Origin of the sequence: Mycobacterium sp. UNC410CL29Cvi84 (assembly GCF_000686745.1) — a bacterium.
Classification (GTDB): Bacteria; Actinomycetota; Actinomycetes; order Mycobacteriales; family Mycobacteriaceae; genus Mycobacterium; species Mycobacterium mucogenicum_B.
In genome coordinates this window covers 85693-109517 of the sequence record NZ_JMLM01000001.1, presented here as the reverse complement: position 1 = coordinate 109517, position 23825 = coordinate 85693, and the positions used below count along the sequence as shown (strand labels likewise).

General features: G+C 67.8%; 25 protein-coding genes, 4 tRNA genes and 2 pseudogenes. 9 read left to right on the top strand and 22 right to left on the bottom strand.

Features of this window, described 5'->3' with window-relative positions; translation table 11 throughout:
• Window positions 1-59 precede the first annotated feature (59 nt).
• Window positions 60-1298 carry an HRDC domain-containing protein gene (locus BR47_RS0100580; RefSeq protein WP_029118269.1) on the bottom strand — a complete coding sequence of 413 codons (1239 nt, stop codon included), beginning with the start codon at window positions 1296-1298 and terminating at the stop codon, window positions 60-62.
• A gap of 4 nt (window positions 1299-1302) precedes the next feature.
• On the bottom strand, window positions 1303-1839 hold the full coding sequence (locus BR47_RS0100575; protein WP_020101815.1) for a DUF3000 domain-containing protein: 537 nt from the start codon (window positions 1837-1839) through the stop codon (window positions 1303-1305).
• Between the two features lie 161 nt (window positions 1840-2000).
• Here BR47_RS0100575 and hemE point away from each other — a divergent pair, with 161 nt between their 5' ends.
• The 3 genes from hemE to hemQ are packed head-to-tail and all read left to right on the top strand — an operon-like array spanning window position 2001 to window position 5127.
• Window positions 2001-3050: a uroporphyrinogen decarboxylase gene (hemE, locus tag BR47_RS0100570; RefSeq protein WP_029118268.1), complete on the top strand. Its 1050-nt coding sequence runs from the start codon at window positions 2001-2003 to the stop codon at window positions 3048-3050.
• An 8-nt stretch (window positions 3051-3058) separates the two neighbouring features.
• Window positions 3059-4411: a protoporphyrinogen oxidase gene (locus BR47_RS0100565; RefSeq protein WP_029118267.1), complete on the top strand. Its 1353-nt coding sequence runs from the start codon at window positions 3059-3061 to the stop codon at window positions 4409-4411.
• A 14-nt stretch (window positions 4412-4425) separates the two neighbouring features.
• Window positions 4426-5127: a hydrogen peroxide-dependent heme synthase gene (hemQ, locus tag BR47_RS0100560; RefSeq protein WP_020101812.1), complete on the top strand. Its 702-nt coding sequence runs from the start codon at window positions 4426-4428 to the stop codon at window positions 5125-5127.
• Between the two features lie 9 nt (window positions 5128-5136).
• Here hemQ and BR47_RS0100555 read toward each other — a convergent pair whose 3' ends face one another.
• From BR47_RS0100555 to BR47_RS0100525, 7 genes are read right to left on the bottom strand one after another with little or no spacing between them, the layout of a single operon-like run.
• Window positions 5137-5595, bottom strand: a complete 459-nt coding sequence (locus BR47_RS0100555) for a DUF1003 domain-containing protein (RefSeq protein WP_020101811.1) — start codon at window positions 5593-5595, stop codon at window positions 5137-5139.
• 36 nt (window positions 5596-5631) lie between these two features.
• Window positions 5632-7011, bottom strand: a complete 1380-nt coding sequence (locus tag BR47_RS0100550) for a DUF2252 domain-containing protein (RefSeq protein ID WP_029118266.1) — start codon at window positions 7009-7011, stop codon at window positions 5632-5634.
• Window positions 7011-8090 carry a VIT1/CCC1 transporter family protein gene (locus tag BR47_RS0100545; RefSeq protein WP_029118265.1) on the bottom strand — a complete coding sequence of 360 codons (1080 nt, stop codon included), beginning with the start codon at window positions 8088-8090 and terminating at the stop codon, window positions 7011-7013. Before BR47_RS0100545 ends, BR47_RS0100550 begins: the two co-directional genes overlap by 1 nt.
• A 3-nt stretch (window positions 8091-8093) precedes the next feature.
• Window positions 8094-8510 carry a peptide-methionine (R)-S-oxide reductase MsrB gene (gene msrB / locus BR47_RS0100540; RefSeq protein ID WP_029118264.1) on the bottom strand — a complete coding sequence of 139 codons (417 nt, stop codon included), beginning with the start codon at window positions 8508-8510 and terminating at the stop codon, window positions 8094-8096.
• The gene (gene aftC / locus BR47_RS0100535) at window positions 8507-9784 is read right to left on the bottom strand and encodes an arabinofuranan 3-O-arabinosyltransferase (RefSeq protein ID WP_029118263.1); all 1278 of its coding nucleotides are present in this window, start codon (window positions 9782-9784) and stop codon (window positions 8507-8509) included. The genes msrB and aftC overlap by 4 nt, the downstream gene beginning before the upstream one ends.
• 35 nt (window positions 9785-9819) lie before the next feature.
• Window positions 9820-11388 carry an alpha/beta fold hydrolase gene (locus BR47_RS0100530; protein WP_177127298.1) on the bottom strand — a complete coding sequence of 523 codons (1569 nt, stop codon included), beginning with the start codon at window positions 11386-11388 and terminating at the stop codon, window positions 9820-9822.
• A 36-nt stretch (window positions 11389-11424) separates the two neighbouring features.
• Window positions 11425-12225, bottom strand: a complete 801-nt coding sequence (locus BR47_RS0100525) for a pyrimidine reductase family protein (RefSeq protein ID WP_036426509.1) — start codon at window positions 12223-12225, stop codon at window positions 11425-11427.
• A gap of 25 nt (window positions 12226-12250) precedes the next feature.
• Between BR47_RS0100525 and zapE the strand changes: the two genes are divergently transcribed.
• Complete coding sequence (zapE, locus tag BR47_RS0100520) at window positions 12251-13294, top strand: cell division protein ZapE (RefSeq protein WP_020101804.1); 1044 nt, start codon at window positions 12251-12253, stop codon at window positions 13292-13294.
• 3 nt (window positions 13295-13297) lie between these two features.
• Here zapE and BR47_RS0100515 read toward each other — a convergent pair whose 3' ends face one another.
• The 7 genes and pseudogenes from BR47_RS0100515 to BR47_RS0100490 form a co-directional block, all read right to left on the bottom strand.
• Window positions 13298-13828 (bottom strand): GNAT family N-acetyltransferase, encoded by a 531-nt coding sequence (locus BR47_RS0100515; protein ID WP_029105309.1) that lies wholly within the window; start codon window positions 13826-13828, stop codon window positions 13298-13300.
• Window positions 13829-13907: 79 nt separating this feature from the next.
• On the bottom strand, window positions 13908-14456 hold the full coding sequence (locus BR47_RS0100510; RefSeq protein ID WP_036426508.1) for a hypothetical protein: 549 nt from the start codon (window positions 14454-14456) through the stop codon (window positions 13908-13910).
• Between the two features lie 123 nt (window positions 14457-14579).
• Window positions 14580-14828 (bottom strand): annotated as a pseudogene (locus BR47_RS34175) (Clp protease N-terminal domain-containing protein); the annotation flags it as partial.
• Window positions 14829-14864: 36 nt separating this feature from the next.
• A pseudogene (locus BR47_RS34170) lies at window positions 14865-15062 on the bottom strand (Clp protease N-terminal domain-containing protein); the annotation flags it as partial.
• A gap of 348 nt (window positions 15063-15410) precedes the next feature.
• Window positions 15411-16064: a DedA family protein gene (locus tag BR47_RS0100500; protein ID WP_020101800.1), complete on the bottom strand. Its 654-nt coding sequence runs from the start codon at window positions 16062-16064 to the stop codon at window positions 15411-15413.
• Window positions 16065-16082: 18 nt separating this feature from the next.
• The gene (locus tag BR47_RS29365; RefSeq protein WP_020101799.1) at window positions 16083-16607 is read right to left on the bottom strand and encodes an Rv1352/Rv1906c domain-containing protein; all 525 of its coding nucleotides are present in this window, start codon (window positions 16605-16607) and stop codon (window positions 16083-16085) included.
• Window positions 16608-16717: 110 nt separating this feature from the next.
• A complete protein-coding gene (locus BR47_RS0100490; RefSeq protein WP_020101798.1) occupies window positions 16718-17053 on the bottom strand; it encodes a hypothetical protein in 336 nt (111 codons plus the stop codon).
• Window positions 17054-17583: 530 nt separating this feature from the next.
• Between BR47_RS0100490 and BR47_RS0100485 the strand changes: the two genes are divergently transcribed.
• Genes BR47_RS0100485 through BR47_RS0100475 form a run of 3 tightly spaced genes read left to right on the top strand, consistent with a single transcriptional unit; the run spans window position 17584 to window position 18928 of the window.
• Complete coding sequence (locus tag BR47_RS0100485; protein ID WP_029118259.1) at window positions 17584-18180, top strand: TetR/AcrR family transcriptional regulator; 597 nt, start codon at window positions 17584-17586, stop codon at window positions 18178-18180.
• The gene (locus tag BR47_RS0100480) at window positions 18177-18656 is read left to right on the top strand and encodes a DUF6653 family protein (protein WP_020101796.1); all 480 of its coding nucleotides are present in this window, start codon (window positions 18177-18179) and stop codon (window positions 18654-18656) included. Before BR47_RS0100485 ends, BR47_RS0100480 begins: the two co-directional genes overlap by 4 nt.
• A 59-nt stretch (window positions 18657-18715) precedes the next feature.
• Window positions 18716-18928 carry a three-helix bundle dimerization domain-containing protein gene (locus BR47_RS0100475; protein WP_029118258.1) on the top strand — a complete coding sequence of 71 codons (213 nt, stop codon included), beginning with the start codon at window positions 18716-18718 and terminating at the stop codon, window positions 18926-18928.
• A 21-nt stretch (window positions 18929-18949) separates the two neighbouring features.
• Here the strand turns inward: BR47_RS0100475 and BR47_RS0100470 are convergent, their stop codons facing one another.
• The 4 genes from BR47_RS0100470 to BR47_RS0100455 all read right to left on the bottom strand — a co-directional run bounded on the left by BR47_RS0100470 (window position 18950) and on the right by BR47_RS0100455 (window position 19591).
• Window positions 18950-19141, bottom strand: a complete 192-nt coding sequence (locus BR47_RS0100470; protein WP_020101794.1) for an excalibur calcium-binding domain-containing protein — start codon at window positions 19139-19141, stop codon at window positions 18950-18952.
• Window positions 19142-19327: 186 nt separating this feature from the next.
• Window positions 19328-19402: transfer RNA gene (locus BR47_RS0100465), tRNA-Val, on the bottom strand.
• Between the two features lie 14 nt (window positions 19403-19416).
• Window positions 19417-19490, bottom strand: a tRNA-Cys gene (locus BR47_RS0100460).
• Window positions 19491-19518: 28 nt separating this feature from the next.
• Window positions 19519-19591 (bottom strand) — tRNA-Gly (locus tag BR47_RS0100455).
• 290 nt (window positions 19592-19881) lie between these two features.
• Here BR47_RS0100455 and BR47_RS0100450 point away from each other — a divergent pair.
• Window positions 19882-19956, top strand: a tRNA-Val gene (locus BR47_RS0100450).
• Window positions 19957-19969: 13 nt separating this feature from the next.
• Here BR47_RS0100450 and BR47_RS0100445 read toward each other — a convergent pair.
• Window positions 19970-20836: a GNAT family N-acetyltransferase gene (locus BR47_RS0100445; RefSeq protein WP_141772136.1), complete on the bottom strand. Its 867-nt coding sequence runs from the start codon at window positions 20834-20836 to the stop codon at window positions 19970-19972.
• A gap of 24 nt (window positions 20837-20860) precedes the next feature.
• Here BR47_RS0100445 and BR47_RS0100440 point away from each other — a divergent pair, with 24 nt between their 5' ends.
• A complete protein-coding gene (locus tag BR47_RS0100440) occupies window positions 20861-22309 on the top strand; it encodes a PPE family protein (protein ID WP_029118256.1) in 1449 nt (482 codons plus the stop codon).
• Here BR47_RS0100440 and BR47_RS0100435 read toward each other — a convergent pair.
• Window positions 22306-23703: an NAD(P)/FAD-dependent oxidoreductase gene (locus BR47_RS0100435; protein WP_029118255.1), complete on the bottom strand. Its 1398-nt coding sequence runs from the start codon at window positions 23701-23703 to the stop codon at window positions 22306-22308. The genes BR47_RS0100440 and BR47_RS0100435 overlap by 4 nt on opposite strands.
• Window positions 23704-23825 lie beyond the last annotated feature (122 nt).

Sequence of the window (23825 nt, the reverse complement as noted above, 5' to 3'; positions counted from 1 at the left end):
AAAATGCACGCGACACGCCGCGAGACCGTGTGCAAACACGCACGCTCGCGGGAAGAAGGCTAGGACGACAGGGCAGCGGTCAGGACCGGGCCGCACAGCTCTCGCTGCCAGGGCCGGGCGCCCGCCGCGGCGAGGAATTCGTCGACCGCGGCGGCGACGTCGGGAACCGGCTGCCAGTCCCAGCACAGTCGCCGCACGGTCTCGGGTGTCAGCAGATTCTCTGTCGGTACCGAAACCCGTTCGGACAGTTCGGAAAGCCCGGCGCGGCACTTTTCCAGCCGTTCGAAAGCCTCGGGCTTGCGGCGCGACCACCGTGCCGGTGGCGGCAGCCCGTTGTTCGGTTCGGACGCCGGGGGATCGGCCGCCCGGGCCCGGGTCAGCGCGTCGAGCCACACCTGGGCACTGCGCTTCTGCCGCGAGCCGCCGAAAATCGGTAGCGCCGTGAGCTTTTCGATGGTGTCCGGATTGGCGACGGCCGCCGCGATGATCGCCGAGTCGGGCAGGATGCGGCCGGGCGCGATGTCCCGCCGCTGTGCGATCAGGTCGCGCGTCTGCCACAGCTCGCGCACCGCGGCCAGCGCCTGGCCGTTGCGGACCTTGTGGATACCCGAGGTCCGCCGCCAGCGGTCGCGCCGGGTCGGGGTGGGTTCGACGGTCCGCATGTACTCGAATTCCTGTGCGGCCCATTCGGTTTTGCCTTGCGACTCGAGTTCCGCGGCCACCGCGGCACGCAACTCCAGGAGCACCTCGACGTCCAGCGCCGCGTAGTTCAGCCAGTCCGCGGGCAGCGGTCGCTTGGACCAGTCGGCGGCGCCGTGGCCCTTCTTCAGCCCCAGCCCCAACAACCGCTGCACCATGGCGGCGAGGTTCACCCGGTCGTAGCCGGCGAGCCGTCCGCCCAGTTCGGTGTCGTACAGCGACGGCGGCCTCATGCCCAGTTCGGCCAGGCACGGCAGATCCTGGTCGGCCGCGTGCAGAATCCACTCGTCGGAATTCACGACCTCGGCCACCGGCGCCAGCGCCTTCAGCGGGTCGATGCCGTGGCTGACGGGGTCGATCAAGACCGAACCGGCACCCGCGCGGCGAATCTGGATCAGGTACGCGCGGTTGGAATAGCGGAAGCCCGACGCCCGCTCGGCATCGATCGCGAAGGCGCCGTGCCCGGACGCCAGGAGCTCGCCGGCGCGGGCGATGTCGCTCGCATAGACGGCGACGGCAGGCACGCCGTCGGCGGGTGCCAGCAGGGGAGTGACGTCGGGATCGTCGTCAGACGTCTCGACCGGATCAGCGTCAGTCATGCGGTCACGCGCGCGTGCGCGAACCCAGATCGGTCACGCCCGCAGGCGGCAGTCCGGCGGCGTGCTCGAGCACCTCACAGAACGCCTGCACATGCGGTCCCAGTTCGAGCGACGTCGCGGTCCACGACGCCCGCAGCTCCAGCTGGTGGGCACGCGGCGGGCCGGAGATGTCGCCGTACCGCACCGACGTCGTCGCGGTGACCGTGCCGCCCAGGGCGGTGACGCCGTCGGCGTGCGACTCGAGCGCATCGACCAGCCAGCTCCACGCCACCTCGGGCAGCAGTGGGTCGACGGCCTCGGTGGAATCGAGATCAGCCTGGATGTAGGCGACGAGACGCATGGTGCCGTCCCAGGCTTCAGCACCTTCGGGATCGTGCAGCAGGATCAGACGTCCGAAGGCGTCGCCCTCCGAGCTTTCCGGGACCACGGAGGCGTCGGGATGACGCACCTCTGCGCCCAGCGCGTAGCTGAAGGGAGCCAGCCGCTGGGGCGGACGGATCGGGCCGAGTTCGATCTCCGGGCGCACGGTGGCGGCGTTCATTGCCGCAACAGCAGTGCGGAATTGGGCCGGCTCGGCGGAGGTCACATTCTGGGACGCTAGCCCGATCTGGCCGGTCGCGTAAGCAGGCGCGCCGATAGCCCGATATTTGGCCGCGCGACAGGGTATAAGCGGCCGATGCGGACATGGCAGCATTAGCGGTGATGAGCACCCGTCGTGAACTGCCGCAATCGCCCTATCTGGCTGCCGCCAACGGCCGCACCCCGGACCGGACCCCGGTGTGGATGATGCGGCAGGCCGGCCGGTCCCTGCCCGAGTACCGCGCCCTGCGCGCCACCCACACCATGCTCTCGGCGTGTTTCAACCCGGAGCTGGTCTGCGAGATCACCATGCAGCCGGTGCGCCGGCACGGCGTCGACGCCGCCATCTTGTTCTCGGACATCGTGGTGCCGCTCAAGGCCGCCGGGATCGATCTGGACATCGTCCCGGACGTCGGGCCGGTGATCGCCCACCCGATCCGGACCCCGGATGACGTCGAGGGCATCAAGCCGCTCGAGCCGCATCAGGTGGCGCCGGTGGCGGAGGCCATCGGCCTGCTCACCAGGGAACTGGGCGACGTGCCGCTGATCGGTTTCGCGGGCGCACCGTTCACGCTCGCTTCCTACCTCGTGGAGGGCGGCCCGAGCCGCAACCACGAGAAGACCAAGGCCATGATGCTCGGCGAGTCGGCGACGTGGCATGACCTGATGGAGAAGCTGACCGACCTCACCATCGAGTTCCTGAGCGCCCAGCTGGCCGCCGGCGTCGACGCGATCCAGCTGTTCGACTCATGGGCCGGCACCCTGTCACTCGCCGACTACCGGGACTACGTGCTGCCGCACAGCTCCCGCATCTTCGCTGCCCTGAAAGACCACGGCGTCCCAATGACGCACTTCGGCGTCGGCACCGCCGAGTTGCTCGGTGCCATGGGCGAGGCCGGCGCGACGGTCGTCGGCGTCGACTGGCGCACCAACCTCGTCGACGCCGCGCACCGGGTCGGTCCGGGCAAGGCACTGCAGGGCAACCTCGATCCGGTCGTGCTGCTGGCCGGCTGGCGCGTGGTCGACGACGCCGTCCGCCAGGTGGTCGCGGACGGTCGCCGGGCCGTCGAGGCCGGTGCCGCCGGGCACATCTTCAACCTCGGCCACGGTGTATTGCCGTCGACCGATCCCGGTGTGGTCACCGAAGCGGTGGCGCTGGCCCACTCGCTGTGAGCCTGTAGATGAGCAAGACGTATTGCGTTGTCGGCGGCGGCATTTCGGGTCTGGTCGCGGCCTACCGGTTGCGCCAGGCCGACCCTGCGGCACGCATCACGATCTTCGATCCGGCCGACCGGCTGGGTGGTGTCCTGCGCACCGAACGGCTCGCCGGTCAGACCCTCGACGTCGGCGCCGAAGCCTTCGTGGCCCGTCGTCCCGAGGTCACGTCGCTGCTGAAAGAGCTGGGCCTGCGGCAGATCGGCACCACCGGCGTCCGCCCGCTGATCTACAGCGGCGGCCGGTTGCACCCGATGCCCGAGGGCACCATGCAGGGCATCCCCGGGCCGGGCGCGAACCTGCGCGGCCTGGTCGACGACGCGACACTGGCGCAGATCGCGAGCGAGCCGAACCGACCCCTCAACTGGCAGCTGGATGCCGACCCGACCGTCGCACAGTTGGTCGGTGACCGGTTCGGCGCCCAGGTGGTGACCCGGTCGGTCGACCCGCTGCTGGCCGGCGTCTATGCCGGCTCGGCCAAGACCATCGGCATCCGCAGTGCGGTGCCCGCGCTGGCCGCTGCGCTCGATCGCGGCGCGCCGAGTCTGACGGCCGCGGTGGCCTCGGTGCTGGCCGCGGCGCCACCCACGAGCGCCTCGGTGTTCGGTGCGGTCGACGGCGGGTACGCCGTCCTCCTCGACGAACTGGTCCGGCGGACCGGCGCCCAGTGGGCGCAGGTCGGTATCGAGGCACTGGATTCGGTGGGCCGGGCCTGGCAACTGCGTGACGACGAGAGCAAGTACTGGTCGGCCGACGCCGTGGTGCTGGCGCTGCCGGCGCCGCGCGTGGCCAAGCTGCTCGAGAACATCGCGCCGGGCAGTGCGGCCATGGCGCGGTTGATCCCCATCGCGTCCGCGGCAGTCGTTGCCCTCGCGCTGCCCGGCGGCACACCGCTGCCGCAGCAGTCCGGCGTTCTGATGGCCGCGGGAGAAGCGCTGCACTCCAAGGCGATGACCCTCACATCGCGCAAGTGGGGACGCGGCGGCAACGTCGAACTGCTGCGGTTGTCGTACGGCCGGTTCGGTGACGATCTGGCCCGCAACGTCGGCGACGACCGGCTGCTGGCATGGTCGCTGGAGGACCTGCGGGCGCTGTTCGGGATCACCGCCGAGCCGGTGGACTACCTGGTGCAGCGCTGGATCGACGCCATGCCGCAGTACGGTCCGGGGCACCTCGAACTCGTCGATGAGCTGCGCGCCGGGCTGCCCACGGGACTGGCCGTCGCGGGTGGATATCTGGACGGCATCGGGGTGCCGGCGTGCGTGGCGTCGGGAACCCGGGCGGCCATGGAGGTGGTCGGTGGCGGCCTTCCGCGATAGGGCACGATAGACGCATGGCCAAGCTCGATTACGACGCCCTCAACGCGGTGACCCGGTACATGATGATCTCGGTCTTCGCCGTGCAGCCGGACGAGCTGCCGGCGGACGAGAAGTCGCGGGCCGGCATCGCCGCCGAGACTGCCGCGTACCTCAAGAAGCGCGAAGACGCGGGCGTCGTCGTCCGCGGGCTGTATGACGTGGCGGGCTTCCGGGCCGACGCCGACTTCATGATGTGGACCCACGCCGAGCGCGTCGAGGACCTGCAGGCCACCTACACCGGCTTCCGTCGCACCGCGCTCGGCGCCGCCACCGAGCCGGTGTGGAGCGCCGTCGCGCTGCACCGTCCGGCCGAGTTCAACAAGAGCCACCTGCCGGCGTTCATCGCGGGCGAGGACCCGGGCGACTACATCTGCGTCTACCCGTTCGTGCGGTCGCTGGACTGGTACCTGCTGCCCGACGACGACCGTCGCCGCATGCTCGTCGAGCACGGCATGGGTGGCCGCGAGTACCCCGATGTCCGCGCCAACACTGTGCCGGCCTTCGCGCTGGGCGACTACGAATGGATTCTCGCCTTCGAGGGTCCGGACCTGGCCCGCATCGTTGAGCTGATGTGGAAGCTGCGCTACACAGACGCGCGCCGCCACGTCCGTGAGGAGACGCCGTTCTTCACCGGCCCGCGGGTCGGCATCGAGCAGCTGGTCGCGAACCTGCCGTAACTTCGGCGTCTAGCTGGGGCCGCCGGCCTTGCCGTCGTCGGCCGCCATGATTCGGCGGTGCAATTCCGTTGTGAGGACGTGGATTTCACGGGTCAGCTGCGTGTTGGTCTTGAGTTCGACTTCCTGAGTCTGGAAGTCGTGATCGGCCTTGGCTTGCTGGAACTCGGACTGCCGGTTCTGACCGATCATCACGAAGGTCGACAGGAAGATGGCCTCCAGCGACACCACCAGCGTCAGCGTGGGCCACGGGGTGCGTTCGAAGAACAGCATCCATGCCGCGAAGAGCACGGCGTGGATGTAGACGAAGCTCATCGATCCGGCGAAGGCGGTGATGGCATCCGCCACGCGTAGTTGCAGATTCTGGTTGCGCTTGACGGCCTCCTGGATGACCGCCGGGTGATGGAGGACGTTGTTCTCCAGGAGCCGACGGGCATGCAGGTGGCCGTGCTCGTTCTGTTGGCCGGTCATGGAATCAGGATCGCACCACAAGTTTCTGACAACGAGTCAGAGGTCGGACTCTGCGGTGATCCGTCCGGCGTCGACGGCTTCGCGCAACGCCGCGTAGTCGCGCTCGTTCTGGTCGGCGTACGCCTCGGCGAACCGGGTCAGTGCCGTATCGGCGGCGTCGCTGCTGCCGAGGTAGGCGGCGATCGCGATGCGATCGCCGGTGCGGGAGTGGGCCCGGGCCAGTGCGTGGGCGCAGGCTTGTCCGTAGTCGGCCAGCAGCTTCGGGTTCGACGTCTGCACCGACACCGCACCCTTCCAGTCGTGGAGCTGACGGACGTAGTAGTCGGCCTCGTAGCCGTCCGGCCCGACGGCGTGCAGCCACCCGAGTAGGATGTCGCTGCTGGCCTGCATCAGTCGCTGTCCGACCGAAACCCGTTGAGCGGCATTCGGATACGGGCTGGCGCCGAGGAAGCGTTCCAAGACGGAGGGCTGGGCCTCCTTCATCTGCAGCAACAGCGGATCGTCGCTGTCGCGCCCGGTCAGCAGCACGATCCAGGCCCGCAGACCGACACTGCCGACGCCGACCACCTTGCGCGCCATGGTCACGTAGTCGAAGCGCTCGATGAGGGCGCGCCGGCTGTCTTCCAGGCTGTCGCGGTAGCGCTCCATGAACGGCGTCATCTGCTGTTCGTATTGCCGGGCCCGGTCAGCGCCGACCAGTTCCTCGATGGGGACCACCAACGGCGGCCGGCTGATGAGCCGGCTCTGTCCGTCGACCGTTTCGGTCAGTTTCGCGACGGCCTGGAGACTGTCATGTGCGCGGGCCTTGGCCGCGGTCTGCTGGATCTCGCGGGCGAATTTGGTGTCGACGCTGTTCTGCAGCTCGGCGTCCACGGTCGTCTGTGTGTACCAGGCCTCGAGCTCGCCCATACCGGCCAGCTCCTGCATGCGGGTGCGGTAGCCGCTGACGCAGCTGCGGACCACCTCCGCGCGATCGTCGGCGCGAAAGCCGTTGTCCCGGCCGGCGATTGCCAGGCTCGCCACCAACCGCTTCACGTCCCATTCCCACGGGCCGGGGAGGGTTTCGTCGAAGTCGTTGACATCGAACACGAGATTGCGTTCGGGTGAGCCGAACAGGCCGAAGTTGCACAGGTGGGCGTCACCGCACAGTTGCGCGGTCAGCCCGGTGTGCGGGCCGGCCGCCAGATCGGCCGCCATGATCAGGGCCGCGCCGCGATAGAAGGCCAGTGCCGAGGTCAGCATCCGGCCGTATCTGATCGGGACGAGTTCGGCGATCCGGGAGGTGGCCTGCGACTGCAGCAGCGCCATCGGGTCGGGGCGGTCGGCGGTGATGTGGACGTCGGCCAGCGCCGCTCTCGGCAGCCGGGCGCGGGCGGCGCGGCCGGCGTCGCGGCGGTCCTGCACGGACTGCTTCATCAGCCGACCGCGGTCCCGAACAACAGGCCCAGCACATAGGTCACCGTGGCTGCGCCGTAGCCGATCATCAACTGGCGCAACGCCCGTCGCAGCGGGGGCCCGCCGGAGAGCAGGCCGACGACCATGCCCGTGGAGAGCAGTGCCAACCCGACCAGGACCGCCGAGACGACGACGGCGGTGATGCCGGTGAGCCCGAACAGGTAGGGCAGCACGGGGATCAGCGCGCCGGACGCGAAGAACAGGAAGCTGGACACCGCGGCACGCAAACCGGTGCCGACGGCTTCGTGGTGCTCGGTCGACACCTCGCCCAGCGGCGAGTCGGCCAGGGCACCCGCGCGCAGGCTCGCGAAGACGTCGGCGGCGCGGACGGCGGCGTCCTCGGGGCTCATCCCGCGGGCCCGGTAGACCAGCTCGAGTTCGTTGGCGTCGACGTCGAGGGCCCGCACGGCGGTGCCCGCCGTGGCGCTGGGCGTCGACGCCTCGAGCAGTTCGAGTTGGGAGTTGACCGAGACGTACTCGCCTGCGCCCATCGACAGGGCCCCGGCGATCAGCCCCGCGAGTCCGGTGGCCAGGATCGTCGCGCTCGACACCCCGGTGGCGCCGATGCCAAGGACCAGTGCCAGATTGCTGACGAGCCCGTCGTTGGCGCCGAACACCGCGGCGCGGAAGCTGCCCGACAGCTGGTCGCGGCCTCTACTGGCAAGGGCGCGAACAACTTCCATGTGGATGCGCTCGTCGGCGGCCATGGTCGGCGTGGCGTCGACGTCGGTCTCGTACTCCGAGCGTGCTTCGGCCCGTTGCGCCAGCGCGAGGGTGAACACCGAGCCGAGGTGGCGGGCGAGAAACCCGAGGGCCCGGGTCCGCAGGTCGGGCCGATGCGGCTTGCCGACCTGATCGCCGAGCAGCGTCAGCCAGTGCTTCTCGTGCCGGCCTTCGGCAACGGCGAGTTCGAGCAGGATGTCGCGTTCGGCGCCCTGGCGGCGCTGCGCCAGATCGCGGTAGACGGCGGCTTCGGCACGTTCATTGGCCAGGTGCTGCCGCCACCGCCGCAATTGTGCGTCGGTGGGCTGCGCGACCACGTCTCAGCTCTCGGCCGGAACCAGGCGAAGCGAGATCGAGTTGATGCAGTAGCGCTGGTCGGTCGGCGTGGGGTAGCCCTCGCCCTCGAAGACGTGTCCGAGGTGGCTGTGGCAGTTGGCGCACAGCACCTCGACGCGTCGCATGCCGAGGCTGTTGTCGGACCGCAGGATCACCGCGTCCGAGTCGGCCGGGTCGAAGAACGATGGCCAGCCGCAATGGGAGTCGAATTTCTCGGTGCTGCGGAACAGCTCGGCGCCGCAGGCCCGGCACTGGTAGACGCCCTCGGTCTTGGTGTCGGTGTATTCGCCGACGAACGGGCGTTCCGTGCCGGCTTCACGCAGCACGTGGAACTCGGCGGGACTCAGCTTCTCTCGCCACTGGGAGTCGGTGAGTTCCACTTTGGGAGGCGGGATGCTCATGCGCTCACGCTACCCGTGGGAGCGGGCTGGGGCTTGGACAACCACAACGGGTCGATGCCCTGGTCCAGCCGGCCGTCCTTCTTGGCGTCGAGGTAGCGGAAGTACAGGACGCAGAACACCACGACGAGCATCAGCGACCAGCCGTAGGTGATCTTGATGTACTCGAGGAACCGGCCGGTGGTCGGCCAGCGCCACATCAGCCAGCGGTCCATGGTGAGGAAGCCGTACACCGCGAGCCAGGCCGGCCAGCTGCGGATCGTCGACCGCGGCAGGACCACCGTCATCAGGAACGGGAACAGCATCATCGAGTAGTAGCCCTGCGCCAGGGACAGCACCAGCCACGAGGTGATGAGCAGGACACCCGAGGACGTGAGCATCCAGAACAGCTGGTCGCGCTCGCGGTAGTAGCGGTACAGCAGCCACAGGCTGGCCGCGGCCAGCACCACGAAGGCGATGCGCAGCAGCATGATCAGCCACATCGGCAGGCCGTAGTAGATGCCATTGCCGAGCACCGAGCTGTTGAAGTAGTCGCGCGTCTGGAAGATGTACGGCACGGTGTTGCGGACGAAGCCCATGGGGTCGGCCGACAGCGGCCAGGCCACGGCGTTGAAGACGAGAGGTACCGCGAACGCGGCGACCAGGGCGCGCCACTGGCGGTTGAGCAGCGGCAGCAGGAGCAGGACGCCGAGCAGCGGCTTGAGCACGAGGGTCAGGCCAATGGCGGCGCCGGCCAGCCACTCGTGGTTCTTCTTGCCGTCCAGCAGCCAGGTGAAGAACAGCACCTCGGCCAGCAGGATGCAGCCGTTCACGTTGGTGAAAACCAAAGTGTTGGTGACCGATTCGGTGCAGTACATGGCGAGCAGAAGTGCGGGCAACGCCACCGACGTCAGCGAGAACTTGAACAGCCGTACCAGAAGGCAGGCGGCGATGATGATCGCCACCGAGTTGATCGCGACGAACCAGAACCGCGACGCGAACTCCGGCAGGAACCCGAACGGCGACAGCAGCAGGGTGCCACCGGGCGGGTACAGGTAGTGCGGGTCGACGTAGTTGAAGTGCTCGTTGTAGATGGCCCAGTGCCGCCGGAAGTTCGACACCGCGCGGTACACGGGACCGAAGTCGTCGGTGATGTAACCGTTGGTGGTCAGCACATAGCTGCGGTGGATGATCGACACGATCGCGATGGGCCACAGTGCATTGCGAACGATATCCGCGGTGCTCTGCGGGCCGGTGCGGGGACCGAAGACGCTCAGGAGCGATAGAGGGCGCGTCACCACCGAACCCTATAACGGGGCGATGGACGCCTCGTCTAGGCCGGGCAGAACGTGTCGGTGTCCGGCAGCTTGCCGGAGGTCAGGTAGCCCTGCACCGGGGGCAGGGCGCACGGCGTGTAGACGAGGGTGCCGTGGCCGGTGCCCTGCCACATCACGCGACGGCTGTTGTTGCCCGCGTTGATCGCCATGGCCGCCACGGCGGCGACGCCGTCGCCGCCCACGATCGCGTCGTTGTGGGTGCCCAGCAACAGGATCGGCACCTTCAGTTCCTTGGGGGCCGCGGGTGCGGGACTGCTGGGCCAGCTCAGGCACGGCGCCAGGCTCAGCGCCCCGACGGCGCCGAACTGCGGGTACTTCTTGGGCCAGGCCACCAGCAGTTCGCGGACGCGGTCCGGTGTGGGGCGGTTGACGGAGTCGTCGCACCGGTTGACGAACTGTCCGTCGGTCTGGCGCGTCGCCTCCGCGGTCGCGCTCAGCGCGTTGAGCGCGGTCGGGTCGCCGCCGCGGGCCGCGGCCAGCGCGCCGGCGAGGGACAGGGTGTTGGCCAGCCCGTCGCCGCGCGGGTAGCCCAGCGCCGTAGTGATCGACTCGACGAGACCGGCCGTCGAGGCGCCGCCGGCGCCGCGTCCGGCGCGGGCGTCGGCCAGCATGCCGTCGATGGCGCCCTTGGGGTCCGGGCCCAGCGGGCAGTTGTTGGCCACGCACTGCGCGGCGAACGCGTCGAGCGCGGCCTGCTGTCCCTTCACCCGCTGCTCGGCCGTGGCTTCCGCCGAGATGCCCAGGGGCAAGGGGGAGTCCAGCACCAGCCGGGCGACCTTAGTGGGGTGTGACGCCGCGTAGGCGAGCGCGATCTGGGCGCCGTTGCCGATGCCGAGAACGGCCAGCGCGGGCACGTCCCACGTGCTGCGCAGGCGTTCCAGGTCCTCGGCCGAGTGCGCGTTGTCGTAGGCCGACTCGCCCGGCGCGATGCTGTCGGTGCAGTCGGTGGTGGCCGAGGTGGCGACCTTCGCCAGGTTGGCCACCTGGTCGTCGCCGGACAGGAACTGGGCCTGGTCCAGCAGGTCCTGGCGGTCATTGCTCGAGACGCAGCTCAGCGGCCCGGACATGCCCATGCCGCGGCGGTCGACGGCGACGACCGGGCGCGTCTTCAACAGGTCGACGCCGCCGCGCTGCAGCCACACCGGCAGTTGGTGCGATGTCGGGATGTCCGATCCGGTGGTCATGACGATCGGTCCGGCGTCGGCCGGGGTCGTGGCCAGGCGGGCCCGCACCACACCGATGCTGACGGTCCCGGAGGAGCCGCCCAGGGAGTCGAGATCGGCGTCGTAGTCGGAGCACTCCAGGATGACCCCCGGCACGGCGGGCACCGTGGCGTCGCCGAACACCCGCGACGTGCATTCACGCCACGTCAGATCCTTCTTCGGCACGGCGATCGGCGGCGGGCCTTCGGGTGCCTTGGACGTGGTCGCCGCGCCCTGCGGGCGGGCACCGGAGTCGGTGACGTACCGGGGGTTGGCGGCCAGCAGCGGAGCGCAGCCCGCCACGACCGTCGACAGCACCACGGTCGACAGGCTCAGGGCCGGGAGCAGCAGGCGGCGACGCATGGCCACCACAGTAGCGATGCCCGTGGTCCGGATCCGTCAGCGGACGTAGCGCGTGTACAGGTAGCCCGCGGTGTCGGTGAGCACGTGGCTGCGGCGCAGCCGGGTGTGTGCCTCGCCGGGGCCCGAGGCGATCCGCCGGGCCTGCCCGCCGACGAGGATCGGTGCGATGGTCACGCACATCTCGTCGATCAGGTCGTCCTCGATCAGCATGTTCAGCAGTGACGGGCCGCCTTCGGTCAGCACCCGCATCAGCCCGCGTTCGGCGAAGACGCGCAGGACGACGTGCGGGTCGACGCGGTCGGGTGCGGTGCCGGAGGCGTCGATGACCTCGGCGAGCCCGGTGAACCGCTGGCAGGTGTCGTCGATGCTGTCGCGGCTGGTGAGGATCAGCGGCGGCACCTCGGTGCGGGTGAACAGTTTGGCGTCGTGCGGGATGTCGGCGCTGTGCGTGATCACCGCGATCGGCGGCACTTCGGCCTGGCCGCGCAGCTGGCGGGCCTGCCGCTGAGCGGCGGACATCTGGGCCCCGGAGTAGTTCTCGATGCGGACCGTGGCCGCACCGACCAGGATGACGTCGGCGTGCTGGCGCATGAGACCGAACAACGCCCGGTCCCCGGGACCGGCGAGGCCACCGGAACTGCCGTCGTCGGTGGCTCCGCCGTCCAGGCTGGTGATCATGTTGGCGCGCACCCACGGCCGGTCCAGCTGGTCGGGGTAGGAGTAGAGCGGAGCCAGCAGGGATTCATCGTTGGTGGCGGAGTCGGTCCGGAAGACAGCACCGACCGCGCTGAGCTCTGTGAGCTGCGTCGCAGCGTCGGGATCGGACACGTGAATCATTCCAGCACGCCGCTATGGTGCCTTCATGCCTGGGGCCAGCGAAGTCGCGCACCTGACCGATCGTCACCCGACCGTCACGCCGGAGAGACTGATCGCCGAGCTGGTTCCGCCGCCCACATTCGCCGAGGTCAGCTTCGACTCCTACCGGCCGGATCCCAATGAGCCGTCGCAGGCTGCGGCGGTCGTCTCGGCCCGCAAGTTCTGCGAGGACGCGATCCGCCAGCGGGCCGGAAAGAAGAAGCTGTTCGGCAAGCGCGAAGCACTGCCCGGGGTCGGCATGTACCTCGACGGCGGCTTCGGCGTCGGCAAGACCCACCTCCTGGCGTCGACGTACTACACCCTGGCCGGCGCGAACGCCGGCCCGGCCGCGTTCGCCACGTTCGGTGAGCTGACGCAGCTGGCCGGTGTCTTCGGCTTCACCGAGTGCATCGAGCTGCTGTCCGACTACGTGGTGGTCTGCATCGACGAGTTCGAGCTCGACGATCCCGGCAACACCACGCTCATCTCCCGGCTGCTCTCGGCGCTCGTGGAGCGCGGCGTGTCGATCGCCGCGACGTCGAACACGCTGCCGGAACAGCTGGGTGAGGGCCGTTTCGCCGCCCAGGACTTCCTGCGCGAGATCAACACGCTGTCGAGCATTTTCACCACCGTCCGGGTCGAGGGCCCCGACTACCGGCAGCGCGCGCTGCCGTCGGCCCCGGTGCCGCCGTCGGACGAGCAGGTCCGGTCGTGGGCCGTCGGCGTCGACGACGCCACGCTCGACGAGTTCGACGCGCTGTGCGCGCACCTGGCGACCATGCACCCCTCGCGCTATCACGCGTTGATCGAAGGTGTGCAGCAGGTTTTCATCACCGGCGTGCACGTGGTGTACGACCAGTCGGTCGCGCTGCGGCTGGTGTCCCTGATCGACCGGCTCTACGACGCGGGCATTCCCGTCGTGGCGTCGGGGGAGAAGATGAACACCGTCTTCAGCGACGAGATGCTGGCCGGCGGCTTCCGCAAGAAATACCTGCGTGCCACGTCGCGCCTGCTCGCGCTGACCCACGAGGGCACCCAGCTGCACGCCTGAGGTCTACAGCGGCCGCACCAGTACATAGTCGCTCTCGGTTCGGGCGCCGAGCTGAAACGTCTTGGTCCCGGTGACCTCGAACCCGTGCTTGCGGTAAAAGCGTTGGGCGCGTTCGTTTTCCTGATTGACGCCCAGCCACACGCAGCGGGCGCCGAGCTCGCGGGCGAAGGCGACCGAGGCGTCCATGAGCACTGCGGCGACCTTGCCGCCGTGGACGTCGGGCAGCACGTAGCACTTGGACAGTTCGACGGCCGGCCGTTCCGGTACGGCGCGCTGCACATCGGCGTCGTCGGCCACACCGCGAATGAGCATGGTGTAGCCCAGGATTCGCGCGTCGTCGTGCGCGACGAACACGGCACGATCGGGATCGCGCAGGTAGTCGCCGAAGCGGTCGGCGGACAGATTGGCGGCGATGAACGCCGCGATGTTCTCCGGCGACGACGACGGCGGGCATGCCAGCGGGAACGTCGCGGCGGCTACGTCGGCGAGTTCGCCGAGGTCCTCGGCTTGCGCCTGCCGCACCTGCACCGTCATCGGAATCTCCTTGTCCGGAAACACAAAACTGCCCCAGTCCGCACGGGACAGGGGCAGTTTATGTCGGTTCGACAGCGACTCAGGGGATCGGTGTGCCCGGCTGCCAGAGGTTCCACTGTGCGAGGTGCGTGCCGGTGGCCGGGTTGAGCATGACCACGTTGCTGACCAGTCCGCGGTAGACGTCCCAGTAGACGACGCCATCGACGGTGGACCCGGCGGGTGCGTTCAGCAGCTTGAGCTCCAGCGCGTTGGGGTCGTCGGTGTGCTTGGACGCGTAGGCGTCGGCGAAGGGAGTAACGCCGGTGAAGGTGACGTTGGAGGCCATCCAGTACGGGTTGGGTGTCGAGATCACGTGGACCGTGACATCGGACTTCCACGGGCCACCCTGATTGCGCCACCGCGGCGTGCCGTTCCACGTCCAGCCCGGCGGTTCGTCCGAGGGCAGCACATTGTGGACGGTGATGTCCGCAACGAGGCCCTTGTAGTTGACGCGAAGGGGCTGGCCGACGTCGCCGATGCTCGTTTCGGCCGCTGCCGACGGCGCCAGGGCGGCGGCCAGCAGGGTCAACGCACCGAGCAAGCCCGCCAACCAGCGGTAGGTCCTGTTGCCGTTCACGCCCGTGCTCATCGCGTCCTCTCCGTAATGACTGCCTCGCATGATGGCACACCGCCCTCATGGCCTCGCCGGAATGGACTAGATCTCGCCACTTGGTCGAGGTCAGTGGGTCGATTTGTCCCTGTCAGTGGACACTCATGCTTGCTCCGACTGGTCTGTGGCCTGCTGCTGGGCGGCGACGAAGTCGGTGAGCATCTTCTCGAGTTCGGTTTCGAGGCGGCCCTTGTCGACACCGAGGCGGTGCAAGGGTCCGTCGGCGTCCTCGGATTCGAGCAGAGCCAGCAGGATGTGCTCGGTTCCGATGTAGTTGTGCCCCAGCCGAAGTGCCTCGCGGAACGTCAGTTCCAGGACCTTCTTGGCGGCGCCGTCGAACGGGATCAGGGCCTTGGGTTCGGTGGTGCCGACGGGAACGGCGGCGGCCGCGCGGATCTGGTCGGCGGTGACGCCCTGATTGCTCAGCAGGACCATGGCCAGTGATCCGGGGTCGGTCAGCAGTCCGAGCAACAGATGGTCGGGCGTGATCTCGGTGCTGCGCGAGGTGTGCGCGGCCTGCTGGGCTTCCACGACGGCGGTGCGGGCGCGCGGCGTGAAGCGGCTGAACCCGTCCTTGGGATCCATGGTGTCGAGCCGGGGTTCCTTGGGGACGAAACGTTTCTGGGCGGCCTGCTTGGTCACGCCCATGCTGGTGCCGATGTCGGTCCACGACGCCCCCGAGCGGCGGGCCTGGTCGACGAAGTGGCCGATGAGGTGGTCGGCGATGTCGCCGAGATGCTCGGCGGCGAGCATCGCGTCGGTGAGTTGGTCGAGCGGTTCGGTGTGCACCTTCTTGATCGCCTCGATGAGGTCGTCGAGGCGGATGGTGCCGGCAATCGGATTGGGGGTGGAGGTGTGTGCGGATTCAGCAGATGTAGCCATGCGTCAACCGTAGGTTGACGAAAAGAAATCGTCAACCGCAAGTTGACGAAGCTATGACTGCCGCAGAGTGTCCCAGTCGTGTTCGGTTTCCAGTTCCTCGATCGCCTTGGCGGTGCGCTCTTTCAGCACGATCGTCACAGTCAGGGCGAGCAGGCCACCCACCAGCAACGCCACCCAGGAAAACCGGGCCAACCACTTCTCGGCGGCGACGCCCAGGTAGTAGACGACGGCTGTGGTGCCGCAGGCCCACACGATGCCGCCGGCCGCGTTGGCGGCCAGGAAGCGCGTGTAGTGCATCTTGAGCGCCCCGGCCAGCGGCCCGGCGAAGATGCGCAGCAGTGCGACGAAGCGGCCGAAGAACACGGCCCAGACGCCCCAGCGGCTGAAGAGTCGCCGGGCGAGTGCGACGTGGCCCGGCCCGAAGTGTTTGGGGAACCGGCGGCCCAGGCGTTCGAACAGGGACATGCCGAAGCGGCGGCCGATGCTGTAGCCGATCGAGTCGCCGATGATGGCGCCGGCCGCGGCGGACAGTCCGACGCCCACCGGGTCGATGTCCAGCGTGTGCCGGGACGACATGACGGCGGCCGTGACCAGAATGATCTCGCCCGGCAGGGGAATGCCCAGACTTTCGAGCCCGATCACGAACCCGACCACGAGATACACCGCGACCGGCGGGATCGATTGCAGCAGCGCGTCGACGTCCATGCCGCTAAGGATGCACTACTACGGCGTAGCTGGAGGTGCGGGCGGCGCCGGTGCGGGTGCGGGGGCCGGGGCGGGAGCGCCGCCGCCTCCGCCGAGGGTGCCGAGAATCGCGATCGCCGCGCGGGCCTGCGGGGAAATGTTGGGGCCCGGTCCGGTGGAGTCCGGTGCGGCGTCGGTGACGTGCCACGGCTGGCAGCCGCTGGTCTTGAACGCCTTGTCGGTCTCATCGATGAGCACGACCTGGGGCTTGGCGGTCATGGCGCTGTCGATGACGTTGTTCTTGGCGTGCGGGTCCACGTTGTTCATCCGCCGCCAGTAGCAGCGCTTGTCGCCGACCGGTCCGGCGGTGGCGTAGGTGCCGGGCGCGATGTCCTTGCCCACGATGAACAGCCCGTCACCGTCGATGCTGGTCTTGGGGCCTCCGGCGGGAGCCGCGGGTCCCGGGGAAGCGGGCGTGGGGTCGGCCACGGCAACCGCCGTCGATGCGCCCCAGCTCACCACGGCCAGTGCCGCGGCAGCGGCGATCGACGTTTTTGAGCTCATGACGACAAAGTTTAGCTCTTCTAGCAATGTGTGTGGGGCGCTGAGTGGTGGAGAAAACAGCGCAGGGCGTGGGCCGTTGCGGCCCACGCCCTGAAATGTCTCGCGTGAGATCAGTGCTGCGGTGCGAAGACGCCGCCCACCAAGCCGACGAGCTGCTGGGTGGCGAAGGTGCCGAGCTGGCCTGCGCCCTGCTCGTAGTAGGTGCCGGCGGTGCCTGCGGCCTGGTTGTAGTAGGTGCCGGCCTGGCCGAGGGCCTGCTCGTTCTGGGTGCCGAACGTGCCGATGGCGTGGTTCAGCTGGGTGCCGAACTGGCCGATCTGCTGGATCGGGTTCGGGGGCGGCGGGGTCGGGGCGGCCGAAGCGGCGCCGGCGCCGGCGAGCGCGACGATGGCGGCGCCTCCAGCGAGAGCGATCGATCCTGCGATGCGAGTGGTGATGTTAGCCATGATTGGTGTCCCTCCTGGAGCGAAACTCGCTTACAGCAAACATTTGTAGTCCACATTCGGGCGTTGTGCAACCAATTGAGCGAACTTTGCAGAAATATCCATGTAACAGATTTGGATTTGCTGACTGAAAGTACGAGTTGGCCCGCCTGTTGCCTGATGGGGCTGGTGTGGCACTCGACGGATTCTCCCGGTCGATCACCTGCATCTGGTTGGCAAGCTATTTGAACTGCACCGATGGCTGTTTCGTTACGTCAAGTGAGTGGACGGCCCGCCAATCGGCGCACGAGGCTGCGTAGGTACGTGCGAAGAATTAGCTAGCTGAACCGTCAACATCGCGCGGTGGCTATTGGCAGCACCGTCCTGAGCTAGTTCATCGAAGTGCGACAGTAAATCGTTACGCACCGGCTGAGGCAAATCTGCCGGCGTTCACTGTGCCGGCGCCTTCGGGGCGTCGAGTAGTGGTGGGATGCCCTAGCGGTAAGGGTCGCAAACACGTAGGCTATGACTATCTGACCAAAGGAGTCATAGCTATGGCAGTGGCGTTCACTTCTGAGGAGAAGGACCGCATAGCGCGCACATTGGTCGATGCGGCCGAGCGGTTGTTCGGCACGCAGGGCCTCAAGAAGACGTCGTTGGACGAACTCGTCGAGCCGGCGGGGATCGCCAAGGGCAGCTTCTATGCGTTCTTCGACTCGAAGGAGTCGCTCTATCTCGAGGTGATGCTGCGGCGGGCGCCTCTGGTGGGAGCTCAGCTTGCCGAGGCGCTGGGTCGGCCCGTCGATGAGGAGAACCTCGTTCACCTCATGCATGCCATTACCGACGTGCTCGTCGACGATCCCTTCTATCGGAGGCTGCTGACCCATGGCGACGAACTGACGGCGGTCACCCGCCGCGTCGGGCCCGAGCAGCTCGCGCGCGTCATGCCGCAGATCGTCAGCCCGGTGCTCGACTACCTCGCGGCCGGCCAGCGCGACGGCGTCCTGGTCGACGACATCGCGCCGGAGGCCCTTCTGGGCGTCATACGGACCGTCGGTCTGGTGGTGATGAACCGCGACCGGTTCGGCGCCGGATACGACGACGTGCTCGAGGCGACCATCCGAACACTGGCGAGGGGAATGCTGCGGTGAAGCTATTGGACAAGTACGCGCGCGCTGCCGGCATGAGCGACGAGGCCTGGCGGCGCCACGCCAACCCGTGGAGCGTTTGGACGCGATTCGCGGCCATCCCGCTGATGCTGCTGGCGATCTGGAGCCGCGTCTGGATCGGCGGGTGGGCCCTCGTGCCTGTCGGCGTCGTCGTCCTGTGGCTGTGGTGGAACCCGCATGCGTTCGCGCCCGTCGACAAGCCGGTCGCCTGGTCCTCCCGCGGCATCTACGGCGAGCGGCTGTGGATGCAGGACCGGTCGTGCATGCCGGCGGGTTTCGCTGTCGTCCAAAGAATTTGGGTCGTCGGCGCGGTGGGCGGGGCCGCGCTGCTGATCTGGGGACTCGTCGCACTGCTCATCTGGCCGACGGTGTTCGGCGCCGTCCTCGTGGTGTACGGGCAGCTGTGGCGAATCGACCGGCTGGGCATCTTCTACGACGAGGTGACTGCCGGTCGGTGACCGGACTCTTTTACCTCGTTTCGGCATCGCGTGGGGGAGCGCCGCGCGAGAATGTGTCGATGCGCGAGTTCAGCGAAGAGCGAGCGATCAGCGAAGTCGTGGCACGCCTGGCGGCGCGCTATCCGTCACTTGATCCCGCGCAGATCGCCACCGCGGTTCGGCGCGCACACGAAGGCTTCGCATCGTGCACGGTGCGGGATTTCGTGCTTCTTCTTGTCGAGCGACACGTCCGTGAGGAACTGGATGAAGGCCTGCGGGCCGCCGCGGTCTGAGGCCTCTCCGGTCAGCTCTGTTCAGCCCTCGCAGGCGATGCCGTCGCCATCGCGGTCCTGGGATGCCTTGTAGTCGGGATCACCCTGCGGGATGTTGTACCGACCATCGGCATGGGCTGCCGAACAGTTCTTGTACCCGGATGCCTGCGCGGCGGGGGCGATGGCCACGCCGGCGGAGGTGATCAGGGCAGCAACGATCAACGCACGCAACATTTCGACCTCGGAGAGTTAGCTCGGTTCGGCAATATGCCGATATTGCGAGATTGACGCTACCGTCATCAGCGCTGGTCTGTATGCAAATTCGACGAAAAACCGTGCATCGGTACGAATATATTGTGGGTTGCTGGTCGTGGGTAAAAAGAAAGGCCCGGTTCGAAAACCGGGCCTGTCGTGAAACTCTGGTGCGCGATACTGGGATTGAACCAGTGACCTCTTCCGTGTCAGGGAAGCGCTCTCCCGCTGAGCTAATCGCGCCGGGTTGAAACTTTTGGAGGTGGAGACGGGAATCGAACCCGTGTGCACGGCTTTGCAGGCCGTTGCCTCACCACTCGGCCACTCCACCACTGGGGCTGATGCCATTCGCACCTTCGAGCGGATGACGGGATTCGAACCCGCGACCCTCACCTTGGCAAGGTGATGCGCTACCAACTGCGCTACATCCGCGTTTCGCTTCGGTTGAACTTTGTTCGTCCGTTGCGATGCAAGACATTAGTGCACGAATGCGAGCAGATACAAATCGCGTGAAAACCGCTGGTAAACGGGCTGGTTCGTGGAGGTGACGGCGTCTTGGCCGGTGTTTCGGGCGTTGTGTCCCGTGACTCCTGAGGCGGCGCGGTGGTGGGTTCGGGTGGCCGGGACGGGTCCCGCCCGACGCCGGCGGGGCGCGATTCCCGTTCGGGTCGGGGGACGTGTTAGTGTCTGTCGTCGCACCGATCCGGTCGGTGAGATTCCCCGGTCTCGTAGCTCAGGGGGAGAGCGTCCGCCTCACACGCGGAAGGTCACTGGTTCGATCCCAGTCGGGACCACCACACAATCCCACCGTCACGCGTCGTCGGGCATGACGGTTTCCCACTGCCCGAACGGTTCCAGATTCACGCTGGCGGCCAGCTTGATCGAGGCGGCATTGTCCAGCTGGCAGCGGTATTGCGGCTCGAATCCTTGCGTGAGCGCGTAGCGAAACATCTCACGCACCAATGACTTTGCGTGTCCTCGGCCTCGTACGGAGCCTAGGGTCAGCACTCCGATGTCGGCCAACGGAAACACGTCGTCCCACGGATACATGCTGCCGATACTCACAAGACGTCCGCGCTCGTCGAACGCGCCGAACACCGCCCAGTGGTCGAGTTCGACGTACGCGCCGTCCCAGTCCTCTTCGGGGACAGCCGCTTTGAACGACGCAAAGATGTCGGCGTCGCGATCGGTCAGCGGCCGGACGTTGATTGCTCCGATGTCGCCGAGAATGTCGGCGGCCGCCGATTCTGAGAGATAAAACACATTGTCGGCGCCGTTCAGTACGACGCCCTGGGTGGCCAGTGCGGCTCTGATGTCGGCCTCGGTCGGATTGTCGAGTGCGGCAATGTCATTGGTCAGCACATCGGCGACGGCGGAGCTCACGGCGATCGACACGCGGTCGTCGTCGGCGGTCCGCAGGATGGCGGCGCGTTCGTCGTGCTGCAGATCCGGGTTGACGTTGATCGTCAGGTTTTTGTTGCGGTGCAACGTTTTTCCGCTGAACGCGGCGGTCCAGTAGTCGGTGATGACCGGCGAGAAGTCGGGCACGGATGAACTCCTGGGGACGCTGGCGGGTTGACCTAGGTAGGTCGCATCCTTCAGAGCCCTCGTCCGTTCGGCAACGCATTTTCTTGCGCCACGCAACCGGGCTGCTACCTTAATGAACATAGTTTTCATTACCGTTAACGGAGCGGGGGATGCGTGATGGCAATGCCGGTGTGGATGGCGTCGCCGCCAGAGGTGCATTCGGCATTGCTCGGCAGCGGTCCGGGTCCGGGCCCACTGCTCGCGGCCGCGGCCCAATGGTCTTCGCTCGCCGCGACCTACACAGCGGTCGCCGAGGAGCTTCGGGCCGTTCTCGCGGCAGCGCATGCGGGAGCATGGCAGGGACCGACGGCAGAGCGATATGTGGCCGCACACGTTCCGTATCTGGAGTGGCTGACCCAGAGTGGCCTGGAAAGCCATGCCCGCGCGGCCCGGCATGAGGCCGTCGCCGGCGCATACAGCGCTGCGTTGGCCACGATGCCCACACTCGCCGAATTGGCCGCCAACCACGCCACGCAGGCCGCGCTGGTGGCCACAAACTTCTTCGGTATCAACACGATTCCCATCGCGGTCACCGAGGCCGACTACGTCCGCATGTGGGTACAGGCCGCCACCGCGATGGCGACGTACGAAGCCGTTTCCGACGTGGCGACGACGTCCGCTCCGCAGTCCACGCCCGCGCCCTCGATCGTGGGGCACGACGATCACGACCACGATCACGACCATGACCACGATCACGATCACGGCCACGGCGATCTGGACCCGACCGATCTGGAGTGGTGGTTCGAGGTCGGCGCCGAGATGGGAGAGCACCTCGAACTGCTGTGGAACAACCTGCTGACCGATCCGGCCGCGCTGCTGACCAATCTGCCGATGGTGTTGGCGGACGTGACTTTCCATGCGTCGCAGCTGGCTTCGGTGCTCGGGCAGTTCGCGCCGGCGTTGATCCAGCCGGCTTTGGGCCTGGCGATCGCCAACCTCGGTTGGGTGGCCGGGTTCGCGGGACTGGCCGGTATCCAGGTTCCCTCTGCGGTGATCGGTACGGAGCTGCTGCCGGCGCCGCAGGAAACGCCCACGCCCGCCGTCGCGACGGCCCCTGCGCCCAGCCCGGCGTCAACGGCGACCTCTGCGTCGGCCCCGGTGAGTGCCTCCGCGTCGGCACCGACCGGCACGGTGTCGTCGCCCGCTGCTCCGGCACCGACCTCGCCGCCGCCCGTGGGAGACCCCGGGTTCCCATATGCGGTCGGTGACGGTTCGGGTATCGGCGCGAGCGCGTGGCTCCAGCGTCAGACGCGCGTCGATGCCGCCGCGTCGGCACGGGCATCCAGGACAGCCCAAGAAGCCTCGGCTGCTGCGGCGTCGGCCCGGCAGGCGCGCCGGCGTCGCGGTCGGCGCAAACAAGAAGGTGACGCTGTCGAATACATGGACCTCGATGTCGCGCCGGAATGGGAATCCGGCGCCTCGGACAGCGGCGCCGGCCCCATGGGGTTCACCGGAGCCGTATCGCGCGCGGGCGGTACGCCAGCGGGATTGACGGCGGTGTCCGGCGACGAGGTGCGCGCGCCGATGCTGCCGAGTACCTGGAGCCCTGACGAGAACGGCTAGGCGGACTCGTTCTTCTCGACCTTGTCGGCCGCGGCCAAAGCGTTCAGCTGGTTCTGCAGCAGCTGCATCGAGGTGCGTGCGTAGATCATCTGGCTGGTGATCGCCATCTGCGCGCGGCCGCGGCCCAGGAAGGTGACGAACCAGGTGAACAGTGTCGTCACCCGGTTCTTGTAGCCGACCAGATAGACCAGGTGCAGCACCAGCCACGACAGCCACGCGAACGGTCCGGCGAATTCCAGCTTCTTCTTGGTCAGCGGCACCGGCACCTGGGCGACCGCGTCGAACCGCGACACGGTCGCCATGCTGCCCTTGTCCCAGTACTTGAAGGGCTCGCGGTTGGCGGGGTCGTCATGGCCGGCCAGGGACCGCTTGATGATGTCGGCGGCGTAGGTGGCGCCCTGGATCGCACCCTGCGCCATGCCCGGCACGCCTGGGACGGCCATGAGATCACCGATGACGAAGACGTTCGGGTGCCCCTTGACCGTGAGGTCGGGCTCGACCACGACGCGGCCGGCCCGGTCGGTCTCGGTGCCGTCGGACTGCTCGGCGATGAGCTTGCCCAGCGGGCTCGCCTGCACACCGGCCGACCACACCTTGCAGGCGCAGTCGATGCGGCGCTCGGTGCCGTCCTTGTCCTTGACGGTGATGCCCTTGTAGTCGACGTCGCTGACCATCGCGTTGAGCTGGATCTCGACGCCGAGTTTCTCCAGGCGTTTCTGCGCCTTGGCGCCGAGCTTGGGACCCATCGGGGGCAGCACCGCAGGCGCGGCGTCCAGCAGGATCACGCGGCAGTCCTGCGGCTTGATGCTGCGGAACGCGCCGGCCAGGGTGCGTTCGGCGAGCTCGGCGATCTGCCCGGCCAGTTCGACGCCGGTGGGCCCGGCGCCGACCACGACGAACGTCAGCCGGCGGTCACGTTCTGCCGGGTCGGTGACCACCTCGGCGGCCTCGAACGCGCCCAGGATGCGACCGCGCAGTTCGAGGGCGTCGTCGATGGTTTTCATGCCCGGCGCGAACGTCGCGAAGTGGTCGTTGCCGAAGTAGGACTGCTGGGCGCCGGCCGCGACGATAAGGCTGTCGTACGGCGTGACCGTCACCTGCGACATGAGCTTGGAGGTGACGGTCTGCGCCTTCAGGTCGATGTGCTCGACCTCGCCGAGGCGGACGGTGACGTTCTTCTGCTTACGCAGGACCAGCCGCGTCGTCGGTGCGATCTCGCCTTCGGACAAGATGCCCGTGGCGACCTGGTACAGCAATGGCTGGAACAGATGGGTCGTCGTGCGCGAGATCAAGGTGATGTCGACGTCGGCGCGTTTGAGGGCCTTGGCAGCCTGCAGGCCACCGAATCCCGATCCGATGACGACGACGCGATGACGCGGGGACGCGATGGTCATGTGGCTCCTTCGGGCGCAACGTAGGACCGAACGACAGGGCAAACATACTGGGAGTTGACGAACTATGGGCGGCAACGCGTTGACCTGCGGTGGAACGCCATGGGCCAAGCACGTTTGCGCGC

Bases quoted from the DNA above. Each gene is read 5' to 3' on its own strand.
- BR47_RS0100445 (WP_141772136.1), bottom strand. From the start codon at position 20,836: ATGAAAACTATGTTCATTAAGGTAGCAGCCCGGTTGCGTGGCGCAAGA.
- BR47_RS0100555 (WP_020101811.1), bottom strand. From the start codon at position 5,595: ATGACCGGCCAACAGAACGAGCACGGCCACCTGCATGCCCGTCGGCTC.
- BR47_RS0100575 (WP_020101815.1), bottom strand. From the start codon at position 1,839: ATGAACGCCGCCACCGTGCGCCCGGAGATCGAACTCGGCCCGATCCGT.
- msrB (WP_029118264.1), bottom strand. From the start codon at position 8,510: ATGAGCATCCCGCCTCCCAAAGTGGAACTCACCGACTCCCAGTGGCGA.
- BR47_RS0100510 (WP_036426508.1), bottom strand. From the start codon at position 14,456: ATGAGCACGGGCGTGAACGGCAACAGGACCTACCGCTGGTTGGCGGGC.
- BR47_RS0100530 (WP_177127298.1), bottom strand. From the start codon at position 11,388: ATGCGTCGCCGCCTGCTGCTCCCGGCCCTGAGCCTGTCGACCGTGGTG.
- BR47_RS0100525 (WP_036426509.1), bottom strand. From the start codon at position 12,225: ATGATTCACGTGTCCGATCCCGACGCTGCGACGCAGCTCACAGAGCTC.
- zapE (WP_020101804.1), top strand. From the start codon at position 12,251: ATGCCTGGGGCCAGCGAAGTCGCGCACCTGACCGATCGTCACCCGACC.
- BR47_RS0100565 (WP_029118267.1), top strand. From the start codon at position 3,059: ATGAGCAAGACGTATTGCGTTGTCGGCGGCGGCATTTCGGGTCTGGTC.
- BR47_RS0100580 (WP_029118269.1), bottom strand. From the start codon at position 1,298: ATGACTGACGCTGATCCGGTCGAGACGTCTGACGACGATCCCGACGTC.
- BR47_RS0100485 (WP_029118259.1), top strand. From the start codon at position 17,584: ATGGCAGTGGCGTTCACTTCTGAGGAGAAGGACCGCATAGCGCGCACA.
- BR47_RS0100470 (WP_020101794.1), bottom strand. From the start codon at position 19,141: ATGTTGCGTGCGTTGATCGTTGCTGCCCTGATCACCTCCGCCGGCGTG.
- BR47_RS29365 (WP_020101799.1), bottom strand. From the start codon at position 16,607: ATGAGCTCAAAAACGTCGATCGCCGCTGCCGCGGCACTGGCCGTGGTG.
- BR47_RS0100550 (WP_029118266.1), bottom strand. From the start codon at position 7,011: ATGAAGCAGTCCGTGCAGGACCGCCGCGACGCCGGCCGCGCCGCCCGC.
- hemQ (WP_020101812.1), top strand. From the start codon at position 4,426: ATGGCCAAGCTCGATTACGACGCCCTCAACGCGGTGACCCGGTACATG.
- BR47_RS0100475 (WP_029118258.1), top strand. From the start codon at position 18,716: ATGCGCGAGTTCAGCGAAGAGCGAGCGATCAGCGAAGTCGTGGCACGC.
- BR47_RS0100515 (WP_029105309.1), bottom strand. From the start codon at position 13,828: ATGACGGTGCAGGTGCGGCAGGCGCAAGCCGAGGACCTCGGCGAACTC.
- hemE (WP_029118268.1), top strand. From the start codon at position 2,001: ATGAGCACCCGTCGTGAACTGCCGCAATCGCCCTATCTGGCTGCCGCC.
- BR47_RS0100435 (WP_029118255.1), bottom strand. From the start codon at position 23,703: ATGACCATCGCGTCCCCGCGTCATCGCGTCGTCGTCATCGGATCGGGA.
- BR47_RS0100500 (WP_020101800.1), bottom strand. From the start codon at position 16,064: ATGGACGTCGACGCGCTGCTGCAATCGATCCCGCCGGTCGCGGTGTAT.
- BR47_RS0100490 (WP_020101798.1), bottom strand. From the start codon at position 17,053: ATGGCTAACATCACCACTCGCATCGCAGGATCGATCGCTCTCGCTGGA.